General features: G+C 62.9%; 13 protein-coding genes. All 13 read right to left on the bottom strand.

Translation table 11 applies throughout. The features are described from left to right. Window positions 1-45 precede the first annotated feature (45 nt). The 13 genes from MHH62_RS13505 to MHH62_RS13445 all read right to left on the bottom strand — a co-directional run bounded on the left by MHH62_RS13505 (window position 46) and on the right by MHH62_RS13445 (window position 15,170). The gene (locus tag MHH62_RS13505; protein ID WP_339230951.1) at window positions 46-909 is read right to left on the bottom strand and encodes a LysR family transcriptional regulator; all 864 of its coding nucleotides are present in this window, start codon (window positions 907-909) and stop codon (window positions 46-48) included. Between the two features lie 476 nt (window positions 910-1,385). Continuing rightward, entirely contained in the window at window positions 1,386-2,789 is a 1,404-nt protein-coding gene (locus MHH62_RS13500) for an amidase (RefSeq protein ID WP_339233024.1), read from the bottom strand. After that, the gene (locus MHH62_RS13495) at window positions 2,786-4,054 is read right to left on the bottom strand and encodes a Zn-dependent hydrolase (protein ID WP_339233023.1); all 1,269 of its coding nucleotides are present in this window, start codon (window positions 4,052-4,054) and stop codon (window positions 2,786-2,788) included. Before MHH62_RS13495 ends, MHH62_RS13500 begins: the two co-directional genes overlap by 4 nt. A 13-nt stretch (window positions 4,055-4,067) precedes the next feature. After that, a complete protein-coding gene (locus MHH62_RS13490) occupies window positions 4,068-4,763 on the bottom strand; it encodes an ABC transporter ATP-binding protein (protein ID WP_003192343.1) in 696 nt (231 codons plus the stop codon). Further along, window positions 4,763-5,512: an ABC transporter ATP-binding protein gene (locus MHH62_RS13485; protein WP_014719039.1), complete on the bottom strand. Its 750-nt coding sequence runs from the start codon at window positions 5,510-5,512 to the stop codon at window positions 4,763-4,765. The genes MHH62_RS13490 and MHH62_RS13485 overlap by 1 nt, the downstream gene beginning before the upstream one ends. After that, window positions 5,509-6,519: a branched-chain amino acid ABC transporter permease gene (locus tag MHH62_RS13480; protein WP_032902364.1), complete on the bottom strand. Its 1,011-nt coding sequence runs from the start codon at window positions 6,517-6,519 to the stop codon at window positions 5,509-5,511. Before MHH62_RS13480 ends, MHH62_RS13485 begins: the two co-directional genes overlap by 4 nt. A gap of 1 nt (window position 6,520) precedes the next feature. Further along, window positions 6,521-7,381 carry a branched-chain amino acid ABC transporter permease gene (locus tag MHH62_RS13475; protein WP_020301305.1) on the bottom strand — a complete coding sequence of 287 codons (861 nt, stop codon included), beginning with the start codon at window positions 7,379-7,381 and terminating at the stop codon, window positions 6,521-6,523. 57 nt (window positions 7,382-7,438) lie between these two features. Then, window positions 7,439-8,641 (bottom strand): ABC transporter substrate-binding protein, encoded by a 1,203-nt coding sequence (locus tag MHH62_RS13470; RefSeq protein ID WP_038450627.1) that lies wholly within the window; start codon window positions 8,639-8,641, stop codon window positions 7,439-7,441. Window positions 8,642-8,878: 237 nt separating this feature from the next. Next, the gene (locus MHH62_RS13465; RefSeq protein ID WP_014719035.1) at window positions 8,879-9,646 is read right to left on the bottom strand and encodes an FCD domain-containing protein; all 768 of its coding nucleotides are present in this window, start codon (window positions 9,644-9,646) and stop codon (window positions 8,879-8,881) included. Window positions 9,647-9,754: 108 nt separating this feature from the next. Continuing rightward, window positions 9,755-10,510: an alpha/beta hydrolase gene (locus tag MHH62_RS13460; RefSeq protein ID WP_339233022.1), complete on the bottom strand. Its 756-nt coding sequence runs from the start codon at window positions 10,508-10,510 to the stop codon at window positions 9,755-9,757. Between the two features lie 107 nt (window positions 10,511-10,617). Beyond that, the gene (locus tag MHH62_RS13455; protein ID WP_060767048.1) at window positions 10,618-12,030 is read right to left on the bottom strand and encodes an efflux transporter outer membrane subunit; all 1,413 of its coding nucleotides are present in this window, start codon (window positions 12,028-12,030) and stop codon (window positions 10,618-10,620) included. Further along, window positions 12,023-13,996, bottom strand: coding sequence for a MacB family efflux pump subunit (locus tag MHH62_RS13450; RefSeq protein WP_058410696.1), 1,974 nt, complete (start codon window positions 13,994-13,996; stop codon window positions 12,023-12,025). The genes MHH62_RS13455 and MHH62_RS13450 overlap by 8 nt, the downstream gene beginning before the upstream one ends. A 1-nt stretch (window position 13,997) precedes the next feature. Then, entirely contained in the window at window positions 13,998-15,170 is a 1,173-nt protein-coding gene (locus MHH62_RS13445) for an efflux RND transporter periplasmic adaptor subunit (RefSeq protein WP_014719031.1), read from the bottom strand. Window positions 15,171-15,458 lie beyond the last annotated feature (288 nt).

The raw sequence follows: 15,458 nt of genomic DNA, 5'->3' as shown, positions 1-15,458 counted from the left end.
AGAGGAAACACCAGCAGGCTAGCATGTGCGCAGATGTAGAGTGATTCAAATCAGCGGATCCCAGCGTTGCGACCAGTCGCCTTCGACCTTCACCACCGCGCGTAGCAGTTCCAGGGCTTGCTGCAACACCGCCGAATCCCGCGCCCGCGAGTACACCAGGTAGGTCGGAAAGCTGAATTCCGGCGCCTTGGGCACGCGCTGCATCACGCCGCTGTCCAGGTAGCTTTGCACCACCCGTGTGCGGAAGTAGCCGGCACCGCCGTTTTCCAGAATGTACTGCAACGCCAGCGGCCCCAGGTTGAAACTCAGCGCGGCACGCGCACGGTCGGGCAGGGCGGCGTCGTGTTGCTGGCGAAAACCCTGGCCCCAGTCGATATACACGTAAGGCGAGGGTTTGCTCGCCAATTGCACCAGGATCAGTTTTTCTTCCAGCACCTGCTCCACCTGCAAGCCCGGCCAGTATTGCGGCTGGAACACCAAGGCGGCGTCGAGCACACCCAACTCCAGTTGGCGCAGCAGGTACTCGCCTTCACGCACCTCGGTGCGCAGCGCGTGCCCCGGAATGTGCTCGCGCAGCGCCTTGGCCCAGCCGAGCATCAATGGGTTGCACAGGCTGACCTCTCCGCCGATATGCAGCACATTGCGATAGCCATCGGGCAACGGCAGGTCGCGTCGCGCCGCTTCCCAGGTCTGCAGCAACTGGTTGGCGTACACCACGAAGGCCTCGCCGTCGGCGGTCAGCCGCGCACCGGCACGGTTGCGCACAAACAGCGTGCAGCCGAGCTGGTTCTCAAGGTTTTTGACACGAGCGGTGATAGCGGTCTGGGTGACGTGCAGTTTCTCGGCCGCTGCGGCCAGGCTGCCGCAGCGGGTGATTTCGAGGAAGGTGCGTGCCAGTTCGATGTCCATGAAGCCCCCGGGGATGAATGGAAGACAGTGTAAAGGAATGCGGTCAAACCTGTGGGAGCTGGCTTGCCTGCGATAGCGACCTGAACGCCGACGCTTATCTACCTGACACCCCGCAGTCAAACTGTGGGAGCGGGCTTGCTCGCGAAGACGGCCTGGCAGTCAACACAGTTGGATGGTGTACATATCCATTGCTGCGGTAACGGCCACTTAGGGTTCCGCCCTGACGGCGGCTAAACCGGCATCCCTGCCGGTTTACCCCCCAAATCCCTGTCGAATTCCGGCCAGCGTGGTTTAACGGGGCGCCTGAGATCAAGATCAAAAGCAGATCAAGAGCGGCTCGCTTCGCATCGTGGTTACCGTTGGCTGCTACAACCTACAAAATTGTGTAGAAGCTGCGACGGCGGTGTGTCAGAGGTCAATGTGCTGATTGAACCAGCGCTATCGCAGGCAAGCCAGCTCCCACAGTTGTAGGTATTTCAGGTCGGGATTTTCGGTGTGTGCAAGTGCGCTGTGGGGAATGCCTGTGCATACGCGTGACACACCCTAAGTACCTGTTCATCGGCAAACCGCGCGCCCACCACATGCAAGCCCACTGGCAAGCCATTTGCCGCCAACCCGCAGGGCACTGACGCCGCCGGTTGCTGGGTGAGGTTGAACGGGTAGGTGAACGGCGTCCATTCCATCCACTCAGTCATTCCCGAACCCGGCGGTACGTTGTGCCCGGCTTCGAACGCGGTGATCGGCATCATCGGTGACACCAGCACATCGTAATGCTCATGGAAAGCCGCCATCCGTGCGACCAGCGCCGCCCGGGCTTCCAGGGCTGCGTTGAAATCATCCAGGCTCAAGCGCTCGCCCCGTTGTGCAATGCGTAGCAGCCCTGGGTCCAGAAGTTGCCTTTGCGCCTCGCTCATCGTGCCGGTCAGGCGTGCTGCGCCGGCAGCCCATAGGGTGCTGAACACCTCCAGCGGGTCGCTGAAACCGGGGTCGATCTGCTCGACATGGGCGCCCAGTTGCACCAGGCCCTGCACAGCCCGATCCACTACCTGGGCAACTTGCGGGTCGACTTTCACATAGCCGAACGTGGGGCTATAGGCGATACGCAACCCCTTCAAGTCCGTTCCTGGAGCGAGCCAGGGCCTGGTCCTTGGCGCGCCGATCAAGCCATCTCGCGCATCCGGCTGCGCCACGGCTTGCAGCATCAGCACGCTGTCTTCCACGGTGCGCGTCATCGGCCCCAGGTGCGACAGAATCGTCATGGAACTGGCCGGCCATTGCGGTACATAGCCGAAAGTCGGCTTGATCCCGAAGGTGCCAGTAAACGCACAGGGAATACGGATCGAGCCGCCGGCGTCGCTGCCCTGGTGCAGCACGCCCAGGTTCAATGCCGCCGCCGCAGCGGCGCCCCCGGACGAGCCACCGGCGGTGGTGCGCGTGTCCCACGGGTTGCGGGTGATGCCATACAGCGGGTTATCGGTGACGCCTTTCCAGCCGAATTCCGGGGTGGTGGTCTTGCCCAGCAGCACCGCGCCGGCCTTGCGCATGAAGGCCGAGAAGGGCGCGTCCACGTCCCACGGGCCCTCGGCACTGGAGGTGCGCGAGCCTTTGCGCGTGGGCATACCGACCGTCAGCGTTAGGTCTTTGATCGACGCCGGCACGCCATCCAGCGCCCCGCAGGGTTCGCCCTTGAGCCAGCGTTGTTCCGACGCCCGCGCAGCGTCCAAGGCGCCTTGCGGGTCGACATGGCAGTAGGCATTCACCACCGGGTTATAGCGCTCGATGCGCAGCAACGCGTCTTCGGTGACCTCCACGGGCGACAAGGTCTTGTCGCGAAAGTGCTGCAACAGTTGCACCGCTGTCAGTTGGCCAATCTCGCTCATGCCACATCCCCCTGTGCCGCCTTGACCATGGCGCGCAGCAACACCGCGCAACCCGCCGCCAGGTCATCCGGCGCGGCGTTTTCGATTTCGTTATGGCTGATGCCGCCTTCGCACGGCACAAAGATCATCCCGGCCGGGCCCAGTTCAGCGACGAAGATCGCGTCATGCCCGGCACCGCTGACAATGTCCATATGGCTCAAGCCCAATGCCTGGGCAGCCTCGCGCACGGCGTTGACGCAGGTCGGGTGAAAGTCCAGCGGCGGGAAGTCGGCGGTGGGCGTCAGTTCAAACGTCAAGCCGTTGCGGGCAGTGGAGTCCTCGATCACGCTACGCACTTCATCGACCATGGCTTGCAGCTTGTCGGCGTGCAGGTGACGCAGGTCGATGGTCATGTGCACCTGGCCGGGGATCACGTTGCGCGAGCCAGGGTGCAGGTTCAGGCAGCCGACGGTGCCGCAGGCGTGAGGCTGATGCTGATGGGCGATACGGTTGACCGCGCTGACCACCTCGGCAGCGCCCACCAGGGCATCCTTGCGCAGGTGCATGGGCGTAGGGCCCGCATGCGCCTCTACGCCGGTGAGAGTCAGGTCGAACCACTTCTGGCCCAGGCAGCCCATCACCACGCCCAGGGTAATGGCCTGGTCCTCCAGCACCGGGCCTTGCTCGATATGCGCTTCGAAATAAGCGCCCACCGGATGGCCCAGCACCGCACGCGAACCGGCATAGCCGATGCGCTGCAATTCGCTGCCTACCGACAGGCCCTGGTCGTCGCGCTTGTCGAGGGTGTCCTGCAGGTCGAACTTCCCGGCAAATACCCCGGAGCCCATCATGCACGGCGGGAAGCGCGAGCCTTCTTCGTTGGTCCACACCACCACTTCGATGGGCGCCTGGGTTTCGATCTGCAAGTCATTGAGCGTGCGGATCACTTCCAGCCCGGCCATTACCCCGTAGCAACCGTCGAACTTGCCGCCGGTGGGCTGGGTGTCGATATGGCTGCCGGTCATGACCGGGGGCAGGGCGGGGTTGCGGCCAGGACGGCGGGCGAAGATATTGCCGATGGCATCCACACTGATGCTGCACCCGGCGGCCTCGCACCACTGCACAAACAGGTCGCGGGCCCGGCGGTCCAGGTCGGTGAGGGCCAGGCGACACACGCCGCCCTTGGCCGTGGCGCCGAGCCGGGCCAGGTCCATCAGCGACTGCCACAAGCGGTCGCGGTTGATCAGCGGGGCATTGCTCTGGAGCGGTTGCGCAAGACTATTCATCAGGAATCTCCACTCAGGCACTCAAGGCCAGGTAACGGTTTTTGATCGTCGGGTCGGCGCGGAAGTCAGCGGCGCTGCCTTCGTACACCACGCGGCCCTGTTCGAGCACGTAATGGCGGTCGGCGAGCTTGTCGCAGACCATCAGGTTCTGTTCCACCAGCAACACCGGCAGGCCCTCGTCCTTGACCTTGCGCAGGATCTTCACCAGCTCGTCAACGATCACCGGGGCCAGGCCTTCAGTGGGTTCGTCGAGGATCAGCAGCTTGGGGTCGTTCAGCAGGGCGCGGGCGATGGCGAGCATCTGTTGTTCGCCGCCGGACAACGCATGGCCGGCGTTTTTGCGCCGCTCCTTGAGGCGCGGGAACATGGCGTACACGTCTTCCAGTTGCCAGCGGCTGTGTTTGCGGGCGGCGATGCGCAGGTTTTCTTCCACCGTCAGCAGGCGGAAAATCCCGCGGTTTTCCGGCACCAGCGCCAAGCCCTGGCGCGCAATTTCGAAAATCTTCTGCCCCACCAACGCCTGGCCGTTGAAGTGGATCTGGCCCTGGCGCGGGCAGATGATGCCGAGGATGCTACGCAGGGTGGTGGTCTTGCCGGCACCGTTACGGCCCAGCAGGGTCACCAGTTCGCCAGGATTGACGCTCAGCGACACGCCCTCCAGCACATGGCTCTTGTCGTAGTAGGAATGGATATTCTCGACGATCAGCATCAGGCAGCCTCCCCAAGATAGGCAGTACGCACACGTTCATCGGCGCGCACGAACTCCGGCGTGCCTTCCACCAGAATCTGCCCATGGCTCATCACCGTGATGCGTTGGCTGATGGACATGACGATGCTCATGTTGTGTTCGATCAACAGCACCGTATGGTCGCGCCCAAGGTCGCTGATCAGTTGGGTCATGATCGGGATATCGTCGATGCCCATGCCCGAGGTGGGCTCGTCGAGCATCAACAGTTTGGGTTTGGAGCAGATCGACATGCCCACCTCCAGTACCCGTTGCTGGCCGTGGGACAACTCACCGGCCAGGGTGTCGGCGCGGGCCGTGAGTTGCAGGCGTTCCAGCACCTGGTCGGCCATCTCCAGGTGTTCGCGCTGGCTGTCCACCCGACGCCAGAAGTTCAAGGCACGCGAGCCATCGCGGCCCTGGGCGGCCAGGCGCAGGTTTTCGCGCACGCTGAGGTTCTGGAACAGGCTGGTGAGCTGGAACGAACGCGCCATGCCCAGGCCGACGCGGCCGTGGGCGGGCTTGCGCATCAGGTTCTTGCCGTCGAAATGGATCGCTCCGGCGGTGGCCTGGCGTTCGCCCGTCAGGCAATGAAACAGGCTAGTCTTGCCGGCGCCATTGGGGCCGATGATGGTGTGGATGGTGCCGGCTTCGACCTTGAGGTTGACGCCATTGACCGCATGGAACGCGCCGTAGGCCAGCTCCAGGTTCTGGGTTTCCAGCAAGATACTCATAGCCCGTCCTCCTTGGCGACGACTGCGGGTTTGCGCGTGCCGCGCAGCTTTTCGAACAGCGACGCCAAGCCGCCCCACAAACCGCCGCGCATGAAGATCACCACCAGGATCAGGATCACCCCCAGCAGCATCAGCCAGCGCGGCCACAGATCGGAGAGAAAGTCACCCAGCAGCACGATGGAACCGGCGCCCAGCAGTGAGCCGAACAGCGAGCCGGTGCCGCCGACGATGGTCATGATCAGGATGTTCTCGGACATCGCCAGGTCGATATTCGACAGCGGCACAAAGTGCAACAGCATGGCGTACAGCGCCCCGGCAATCCCGGTGACCGCGCCGGACAGCACGAACACCAGGATCTTGAAGTGACGCGTGTCGTAGCCGATGGCCGAGGCGCGGGTTTCATTCTCGCGGATCGCCATCAGCGTGCTGCCGAACGGCGAGGCGATCACCCGGCGTGCGCCGATGAAAATCAGCAGGAACAGCACCGCGACAAAACCGTAGAAGGCGCGGGCATCGGCCAGGGACAGCAGCACGGTGTCACCCACACGAATTTCCGGGCGTGGCACGCTGAGCAGGCCGTTGTCGCCGCCGGTCCAGTCGCTCAGGGTGTAGGCGACGAAGTAGGCCATCTGGCTGAACGCCAACGTGAGCATCACGAAGTAAATGCCCGTTCGCCGAATCGCCAGGGCACCCACCAGCAAAGCCAGCACGCCACCGGCCAGCGCCGCGCCCAGCAACGCCATGAACAGGCCCAGTTGCAGGTGGATCATCAACAGCGCCGCACAATAAGCACCGGCACCAAAGAAGATGCCTTGGCCGAAGGACAGCAGCCCGGTATAGCCCAGCAGCAGGTTGCAGGCCAGGGCGGCCATGGCAAAGATCAGGATCTCGGTGGCCAGGGTCGCCGAGGGCAACACCAGCGGCAGGCCGATCAGCACGGCCAGCACCCACAGCAACATGGCTCTGGATTGGGTCTTGGCAAACGGCAGGGGGTTTTTCTCGCTCATGTCAGGCTCTCCCGAACAGGCCGTAAGGGCGTACCAGGATCACCACGGCCATGGCGCCGTAGATCATCAGGCTCGCACCCTGGGGCCAGAGTGTGGTCATCAGGCTTTGCACCACGCCCACCAGCAAACCGCCGACCAGCGCACCGCTGAACGAGCCCATGCCGCCGATCACCACCACCACGAAGGCGATGCCGAGAATCTCCGGGCCGACGAAGGGCTGGGCGCCGCGCAAGGGCGCGAACAACACCCCGGCGACACCGGCCAGGGCGACGCCGAGGGCGAAGGTCATGGAGAACAGGCGGAAGATATTGGTGCCCAGTAGCGACACGGTTTCGGTGCTTTCACTGCCGGCGCGCACCAGAGCACCGAAGCGCGTGCGCTCCAGCAGCAGCCACAGGCCCAGGCCCACCAGCCCGGAAAACACGATGAGGAACAGGCGGTAGTAGGGATAGACAAAATCACCCACTACCAGCACGCCGCGCAACAGTTCCGGCACGGCGACGCTTTTGCCCACCGGGCCCCAGATCATCACGCTGGCTTCCTGGATGATCAGAGCGATCCCCAAGGTCACCAGAATCTGGAACATGTGCGGCAAGTGGTAGATACGCTGGATCAACAAGCGCTCAATCACCCAGGCCAACGCAGCCACCACCAACGGCGCGATCAGCAACGCCAGCCAGAAGCTGCCGGTGAGGCTTACCGCGGTGTAGCAGATGTAGGCGCCGAGCAGGAAGAACGCGCCGTGGGCGAAGTTGACGAAGTTGAGCAGGCCGAAAATGATCGTCAGCCCCACCGCGATCAGGAAGTAGATCATCCCTAACCCAAGGCCGTTGAGGATCTGGAACAGGTACAGATTAAGCATGCAGGCACCCTCCGCAGGTGGCCGCTTGCGCGGCCCTGCGCGACAAAAGTTAAGCGGTCAGCCGAGTGTGCAGCCCGTCGCCTCGACTGCGGGGAACGACTGGCCAGCGCTGAGCACTTTGGCCAGGTCGTCCTTGTCGGCCATGTCGCCGCTGGCCTTGCCGATCAGCAGGTAGTAATCCTTGATCACCTGGTGGTCGCCGGCGCGGATCGACTCTTTGCCGGTCGGGCCTTCGTAGCTCAAGCCTTGCAGGGCCTTGGCTACGGTCGGGCCGTCGAAACTGCCGGTGGCGATGATGGTGTCGAGCATGACTTTGGTGCTGATGTAGTCGGCGGCCAGCGGGTAGGTGGGGTTGATGCCGTAGGTGGCCTGGGTCAGCTTGACCAACTCACGATTGAGCGGGGTGTCGACCTGGTGCCAGTACTGTGCGCCCAGGTACACGCCTTCGAGCACATCGCTGCCCAGTTCCTGGAACTGATCCAGGCCGGCAGACCACACCAGCAATACCTTCATGCGCTCCTTGATGCCGAAGTTCACGGCCTGGCGCAGGGTGTTGGACGATTGGCTGCCAAAGTTGAGCAGCACCAGCACATCGGGCTTGGTGGAAATGGCGTTGGTCAGGTAACCGGAAAACTCCTGTTCCTGCAGTGAGTGGTAGCTGTTGCCCACGTGTTCCAGGCTATGTTCCTTGAGCACGTTTTTGGCCCCTTCGAGCAAGGCTTCGCCGAACACGTATTGCGGGGTGATGGTGTACCAGCGCTTGGCGTCCGGCAGCAACTTGATCAGCGGCACCATGGTTTCGCGGATCGCACCGTAGGTGGGCACTGACCAGCGGAAGGTCGCCTTGTTGCAGTCCTTGCCTGTGACTTCATCGGCGCCCACCGGGGTCATGAACACGCCGCCGACCTTGTCCACTTCCTTGGCTACCGCCAGGGCGGAAGACGACAGCGTGCAGCCCTGGAAGAACCGTGCGCCGTCCTGCGCGATGGCCTCTTGCACCTTGCGCACCGCCTTGCCGGCGTTGCCTTCGGTATCGATGACCTTGTAGTTCAGCGGGCGGCCGAGCAAGTCGGGGTGTTGTTGCACCGCCAGGCGTGAACCCATGTCGGCAAATTTGCCATAGCTGGCAAAGGCGCCAGACATGGACTTGAGGCCGTAAAAGGTAAAGGGCTCGGCGGCGAATGCCGAACGCACGCTCAGCGGAAGGCTGAGGGCGGCGGCGGCGGTGAGGCTGGCTTTCAATAACGTACGACGCTGCATGGGGTGACTCCCTGGTTTAGTTATTGGCAGGAGCGGCAAGGGCGATACGGTGGAGCAAGGGCCTGTGGGCAGGCTTGTTATTGGATAACTCGATTTCGCGGGGGAACGGGGTCAAATGTGGGAGCTGGCTTGCCTGCGATGGCATCTACTCGGTCCCTCTGTAACACCGAGGCGCCCGCATCGCAGGCAAGCCAGCTCCCACATTGAACGGGTTCCCACATTGAATGGTTGGTGTGTTTAAGAGTGGTCGAACTCCAAGAGGAAGTGCGGGCTCACCTGGCCTTCCAGCGCGGTCATGTGGTGTTCGGCATCGCACATGTGTTCATGCATCAAGCTGCGCACCGCGCTTTCATCCCCGGCACGAAAGGCGATCAGCAGTTGCTTGTGATAGTCGAGGTTGGCCGCATCGAACTGCTTGCGCTTGGGCTTGTAGGCCTTTTTCAGCACCACCAGGTCGCGCAGCAAGTCATTGAGGAACTGCGCCATGAAACTCAGCAGCGGGTTGGGGCAGGCCCGGGCCAGCAGGTTGTGGAACTCCAGTTCCGCCAGGCGTTGTTCGCGCTGGCCGGCTTCGCTGTCTTCGGGGGCGCTGCAAAAATCCACGTTGGCTTGCAGGGCCAGGTAGTCGTCTTCGCTCAAACGCCCCAGCACCGACACCGCCAACTCCACTTCGATGACCTTGCGCAGTTGGTAGACCTGCTCGCCGTCCAGGTGCTGGAAATGCAGGTAATTGCGCAGGGCGCGGCTGGCCGGCTCGGTGCCGGCCTGGTTCAAGTACGCCCCGCCACTGGGGCCGGTGCGCGTGCTCACCAGGCCCTCCACTTCCAACGCCTTGAGCGCTTCGCGTGCCGAACCCTTGGAACACTGGAAGCTTTCCATCAGCTCGCGTTCGGTGGGCAGGCGATCGCCGGGCTTCAAGGCGTCGGTGACGATCGAGCGCTTGACCGACTCGACAATCACATCGGACAGCTTCTGGCGTTTGCGGCGTAACGGACGACTCAGCATGGCGGTGATTTATCGTATTAATGCGGATAAATAGCACTTAATAACGATTGGGCAGGTGCGTCAACGCAAGGGGTCGTTTTCGGTGAATAGGGGTCGTAAATGCGCAGGTTATTCCCAGGCGCCCAAATCCAGGCAGCGTGCGGTCGCCGGCGGCTGTTTGCCATAAGCGAGAAAATCCCCTAGCCAGCGGCTCACACAGCCGTCAGCGCCTGCGTGTGCCGACTCCTTGAGCAAGAGCTGCTCGACACCAGCGGCGAGCGCTTCGCCTGGCTCGGTATTGATCAGCACCATGCGCCCGACGCGCTCGGGAAACAGCGTGCCATAGCGGTTGCCCAGGCGCGTGGCAGCGGCGTTGCCCAGGTAGTTGAGGCGCGCCTCGCCCAATTGCCCGCGCACGTACTCCATGTCCCGGGCGGCCTGTTCCACGGCATTGCCCTGACGCAGGTCGCGGGTGCTCAGCTCGATCACGTCGTAGCGGTCGACCAGGGTGCGATAGGCGGTGGTGGCAAGCGACTCCCAGCGGCTGGCCAAGTGAAGGACGAAAGGTGCGCCTTTGACCCGCTGGGGGTCGCCGGCCTGGATGAACACCACGCCTTCACGGTTGAGCGGCTGCCGTGCGCCTACCCGTGTCACGCTCAGGCGAATGCGGCCGCGCTGGGGGGCGGCATGGTCGCGGGGCATGCTGACCAGGCCGCATTGGGTGCGGCCAACCACTTCGGGGTCCAGGCGCGCTGTTGCAGTGAGTGGGCAGTCCAGCAACCAGTCGATCGCGGTGGGGGCGATCAAGGGCTCGGCCAACGCCAGGTTTGGTATCAGCCAAAAGCCGATGCAGACCAGGCCGTTTACAAAAGCGCTGGGTTTCATCATGAGGTCCTGGGCATCCGTGTGATAACGGCTTTTTTACCAAGGACCTTGGGGTGGAAAATGTAAGGTGAAGAAACAACTCGTGTAAGAAATATGAGTTTCGTTTATCAGATATCGGTGTTCCAGCCACCGCCCAATGCCTTGTACAGGGCGATGCTGGCTTGCAGGCGCGACAGGCGCAGTAGCACGTTCTGGTCTTGGGCGTCGTACAGGGTGCGCTGGGTTTGCAGTACCGTGAGCAGGTCTTCGGCGCCGGCTTCATAGCGGCTTTGGGCAATCTGGAAGGCGGCCTGCGCCTGTTGCAGCTCTTCGGTTTGCCACTGGCGTTGCTGGTCCAGGCGGGTGATGCTGCTGAGGGCTTTTTCCACATCGGCAAAGCCGTTGATGATCGCCCCACGGTAGGTTTGCAGCAGTTCATCCTGGCGTGCCCGAGCCTTGTCGCGCTCGGCGCTCAGCCGGCCATTATTGAAAATCGGCGCCATCAGGCCCGAGGTCAGGGTGTAGAAGGGACTGCGCAGGATCTCTTCAGCCTTGGACGCGCCTGAGCCGAGCGTTGCGCCCAACGTCACCGTCGGTAGCATGGCCGCACGGGCCACCGTGACGTCGGCGCTGGCCGCCGCCAACTGGGCCTCAGCCTGGGCGAGGTCGGGGCGCCGGCTCAATAACTGGCTGGGCACGCCAGGCCCGATACTTGGCCAAGTCAATGCCTGAAAGGGTTCTGTGCCTAGCTCCAGGGCCTGCACGGGTTGGCCGAGCAAGGCGGCGAGGGTGATCTGCGATTCTTCGGCCGATTGCTCGATCAGCGGCAGTTGCCGTTGCTGACCGGCCACCAGGCTTTTCTGTTGTGCCAGTTCCAGGGCCGTGGCGGAACCTGCGTCGTGGCGGGTCTGCACCAGGTTCAGCACATTGCGCGCATTCGCCAGGTTGAGCTCGGCAATCTGCAGGCGCTGGCGTGCGGCCAGGGTTTGCGCGTAGCGGTCGGCGACGTTGCTGAGCAGGGTCAGCTCCACGTTGGCCTGATCGAACTCACTGGCGTGCAAGCTGTGCACGGCGCTGTCGCGGGCAGCGGCGCGGCCACCCCAGAAGTCGATTTCGTAGCTGGCCGTGAGGTTGGCGTCATAGTTGTTGACAGTCCTGTTGCTCTCGGTGGCGTCCAGCTCCGAGTTGCCGCTGCCGCGCAACAGCCGTTGACGGCTGGCGCTGAGGTTGAACTTCAGTTCCGGCAACAATGGTGCACCGGCAATTACCGCCGTGGCCTGGGCCTGGCGGACACGCGCCATGGCCGCCGCCACGTCGAAGCTGTCACGGCGGGCCTGGTCGATCAGGCGGTTCAGCGCCGGGCTGCCAAACTGCGTCCACCAACGTTGGTTGATGGCTTGGGTCGCTTCGCGTTCGGCAAAATGCCAGGCGGCGGGCGCAGCAAGGCCACTGTCGATGGCGGGCGGGTTAGTGCCGCAGGCCGTGAGCAACAGGCACACACTGAGCGCTGACAGTTGTGGAGTGAGAGATCGTTTATTCACTGGTCAACGCCTTAACCGGATCAAGCCGGGCAGCTTTACGGGCCGGCATGAAGCCGAATACGACGCCGGTGACCAGCGCACAGCCAAACGCGCCGAGCACCGCCACCAGGGAAAACTGTACCGCCACTTCAGCCAGCACCAGCACGCCGCCTACCAGCAATGCCAGGGCAATACCAAACAGGCCGCCGACCACCGAGAGCATCACCGCCTCGGTGAGAAACTGGCGCAGGATGTCGCGCTGGCGTGCCCCGGTGGCCATGCGGATGCCGATTTCACGGGTGCGTTCGCGCACGGTCATCAACATGATGTTCATCACGCCGATGCCGCCCACCAGCAGGGAAATCGCTGCAATCGAGCCGAGCATCAGCGACAGGGTGTTCTGGGTCCGTGCTTCGGCCTGGATCATCGCTGCGTCGTTGGTCAGGTGGAAGTCGCGTTTGCCGCCGTGCAGCTTTTGCATAAGCTGACTGATGGCTTGCTCGGCCTCTTGCACCTTGCGTGCATCGGCGGCGGCAATGACAACGTATTCGGGATTATAGGTGCCGAACAGGCGCACGCTGGCGGCGGTATAGGGAATGGCGACACGGTCGTCGCTGTCTTGCATCCCGGAGCTGGAGCCTTTTTCCGCCAACACGCCAATCACCTGGAAGGGCACGTTTTCGATCAGGATGTATTGGCCGATGGGGTCTAGCTGGCCTTTGAACAGTTTTTCGCGCACGCGATGGCCGATCACCGCCACCGTGGCCCCGGCGCGTTCGTCGGCTTCGGTAAAGTAGCTACCTTGGGCCACTGGCCAGTTGAAGATGTCCGGGAAGTTGGTGTCGTTGCCGCCCACATAGGCCATGTAGTCGACGTTGCCGAAGCGCACGCCGGCGTAGGTGCCGTTCACCGGCATGATGCGCTTGACCTGGGGCAATGTAGCCAATGCCGCCACATCATTGAGGGTCACGATACCTGCCGGTGTGCGCGGGTTAGGCGAAAAGCCGCTCAGATAGATGATGTTGGAGCCGAAGGCCGCCATCTGCGCCATGACCTGACGCTTGCTGCCTTCGCCCACCGCCAGCATCACTACCACCGACGCCACGCCGATGATGATCCCCAGCAGCGTCAGCGCGGTGCGGAAGCGGTTGATCCACATGACCCGCCAGGCTGCCTGCACCGCGTCCAGCAGCTCGGCTTTCCAGGCACCATTGTGTTCGGCACCGTCGGCCAGGCGCTGGCGCAGATCCACGGCTTGCAATGCGTCGCTGCCGGCCGTGACGGGCACGTGGGGGGTACTCAACGCCGAATCGCTGATGATCCGGCCGTCGCTGATCTCAATGATGCGGTTGGCATGCGCCGCGACTTCGCGGTCGTGGGTAATGAGGATAACCACATGGCCCTGGCTCGCCAATTCATCCAGCAGCACCATCACCTCGGCACCGCTGTGGCTGTCGAGGGCCCCGGTGGGTTCGTCGGCAAGGATTATATGCCCGCCGTTCATCAACGCCCGGGCAATCGAGACGCGCTGTTGCTGACCACCGGAGAGCTGGTGCGGGCGGTTGTTGGTGCGATCGGCCAGGCCCAGGCGGGTCAGCAGAGCCTTGGCACGGGCATGGCGTTCGGCAGCGCTGATACCCGCATAGATCGCCGGCATCTCAACGTTTTCCTGGGCCGAGCCGGACGGGATCAGGTGGTAGCCCTGGAACACGAAACCAAAGGCTTCGCGGCGCAGCCAGGCCAGTGCGTCGCTGTCCAGGTGCGCGACGTTTTCCCCTGCGAACAGGTAGTCGCCCACGGTGGGGCGGTCGAGGCAGCCGAGGATGTTCATCAGTGTGGATTTGCCGGAGCCGGAGGCGCCGACGATGGCAACGAACTCTCCTGCATGGATCGACAGGTCGATCCCACGCAATACGTCGACCTGCGGGCTGTCGCCGCCGCCGTAGGATTTGCGGATGTTCTTGAGTTCGATCAGTGGCGTGGTCACATCAACCCCCGCTGCCGCTGGCTGGGCCGATCAACAGGTGATCGCCTTCGTCCAGGCCATCCAACACTTCAACCCGCAGGCGGTCACTGATACCCAGCTGTACTTCTCGCTCCTTGATGGCGCCGTTTTTGGTCACGACCCGCGCGATCTGCTTGTCGGTGCCTTGGCTGCCGAGCAGCGCTGCGACCGGGATGGTGAGAGCGTCCCTGGCCTGGCTGGCGACGAAAAACACCTGGGTGGTCATTTCGGCCATTAACGCATTGTCAGCGTTGTCCACATCCAGCAGTACGGTGTATAGCACTACCCGGCCACTGCCGGTTTTGCTGGTACTGCTGGGGCTGCCACTGCCTTGGCTGGTTTCGTTCAGGGGCTTGGGCGGGATCGGCAGGATCTGGCGCACGGTGCTGGTCCAGCGCCGGGTGCCGCCGGCGAGGGTGGTGAAATAGGCGCTCATGCCCGGTTTGACGTGGCCGATATCGGCTTCGGACACTTCGGCCCATACGGTCATCGGCGACAGTTTGGCGATGCGCAGGATCAACGGCGTCTGTTGCTGGGCGTTGAGCGTCTGGCCGACTCGCGCATCTACCGCCACTACGGTGCCGCTCATCGGCGCGTAAATCCGCGTATAGCCCAGTTCGGCCTCGTCACTGCGCAGGCTGGCCTGGGCCTGGCGGATCTGGGCCTTGAACATGTCCACCCGCGCCTGGGTCGCACTCAGTTCGGCCTTGGCGGTTTGCACATCTTCTTCGCGGGTGGCATTCCCGGCGCTCAGGCGCTGCTGGCGCTGATACTTCTGGCGCGCCAGCTCGTGCTGGGCTTTTTGCTCCTGCAACTGGGCCTCGAGGTTTTCGATGGCGTAGCGGCTGGCGTCGAGTTTGGCCTGCTGCGTGGCAGGGTCGATCTCTACCAGTAGCTGGCCTTGCGTGACCTGGTCACCGGCCTCGACATGGATCTTGCGGATCTGTCCGGAGGCCTGGGCGCCGACGTCTACGTAGCGTCGCGGTTGCAGGGTGCCCAGGGCGGTGACACTGTTCTCAATGTCGCCGCGCACGACAGTGACCGTGGGCAAGCTATCTCGACCTGGCGGCAACAGCTGCCAGGCTGCCACTGCAAGGAGGGGGATCAGGCACACCACAGCAAGCAGGGCGAGGCGGGCGGGGCGAGGGCGTTTCATGCTTTGGTTCCAGCCAGGGAAAGGGGGCCGAGTGGCGAAGAGCTGACTGTTATACGAGAAAATTGCGCGAATATTTAGGCGTTTACATACGCAGTAACAGCTGCGTCGGCGAAAAAAACCATACGTGGGAGCAAGACTTCTTTAAAAGTAGATGAGAATTACTATAAATTGCACATACTCAAACTGCCATCATCGATGGCTGTCTGTTGGGAGCAAGTTCGCTCGCGAAAACGTCAACGATAACGCGTGCATCCAGATAAAACGATGTGCCCTCAGGTTCTTGGCGAG

The organism is Pseudomonas sp. FSL L8-0168 (assembly GCF_037976155.1).
GTDB lineage: Bacteria > Pseudomonadota > Gammaproteobacteria > Pseudomonadales > Pseudomonadaceae > Aquipseudomonas > Aquipseudomonas paracarnis.
This window is presented reverse-complemented; position numbering and strand designations above follow the sequence as displayed.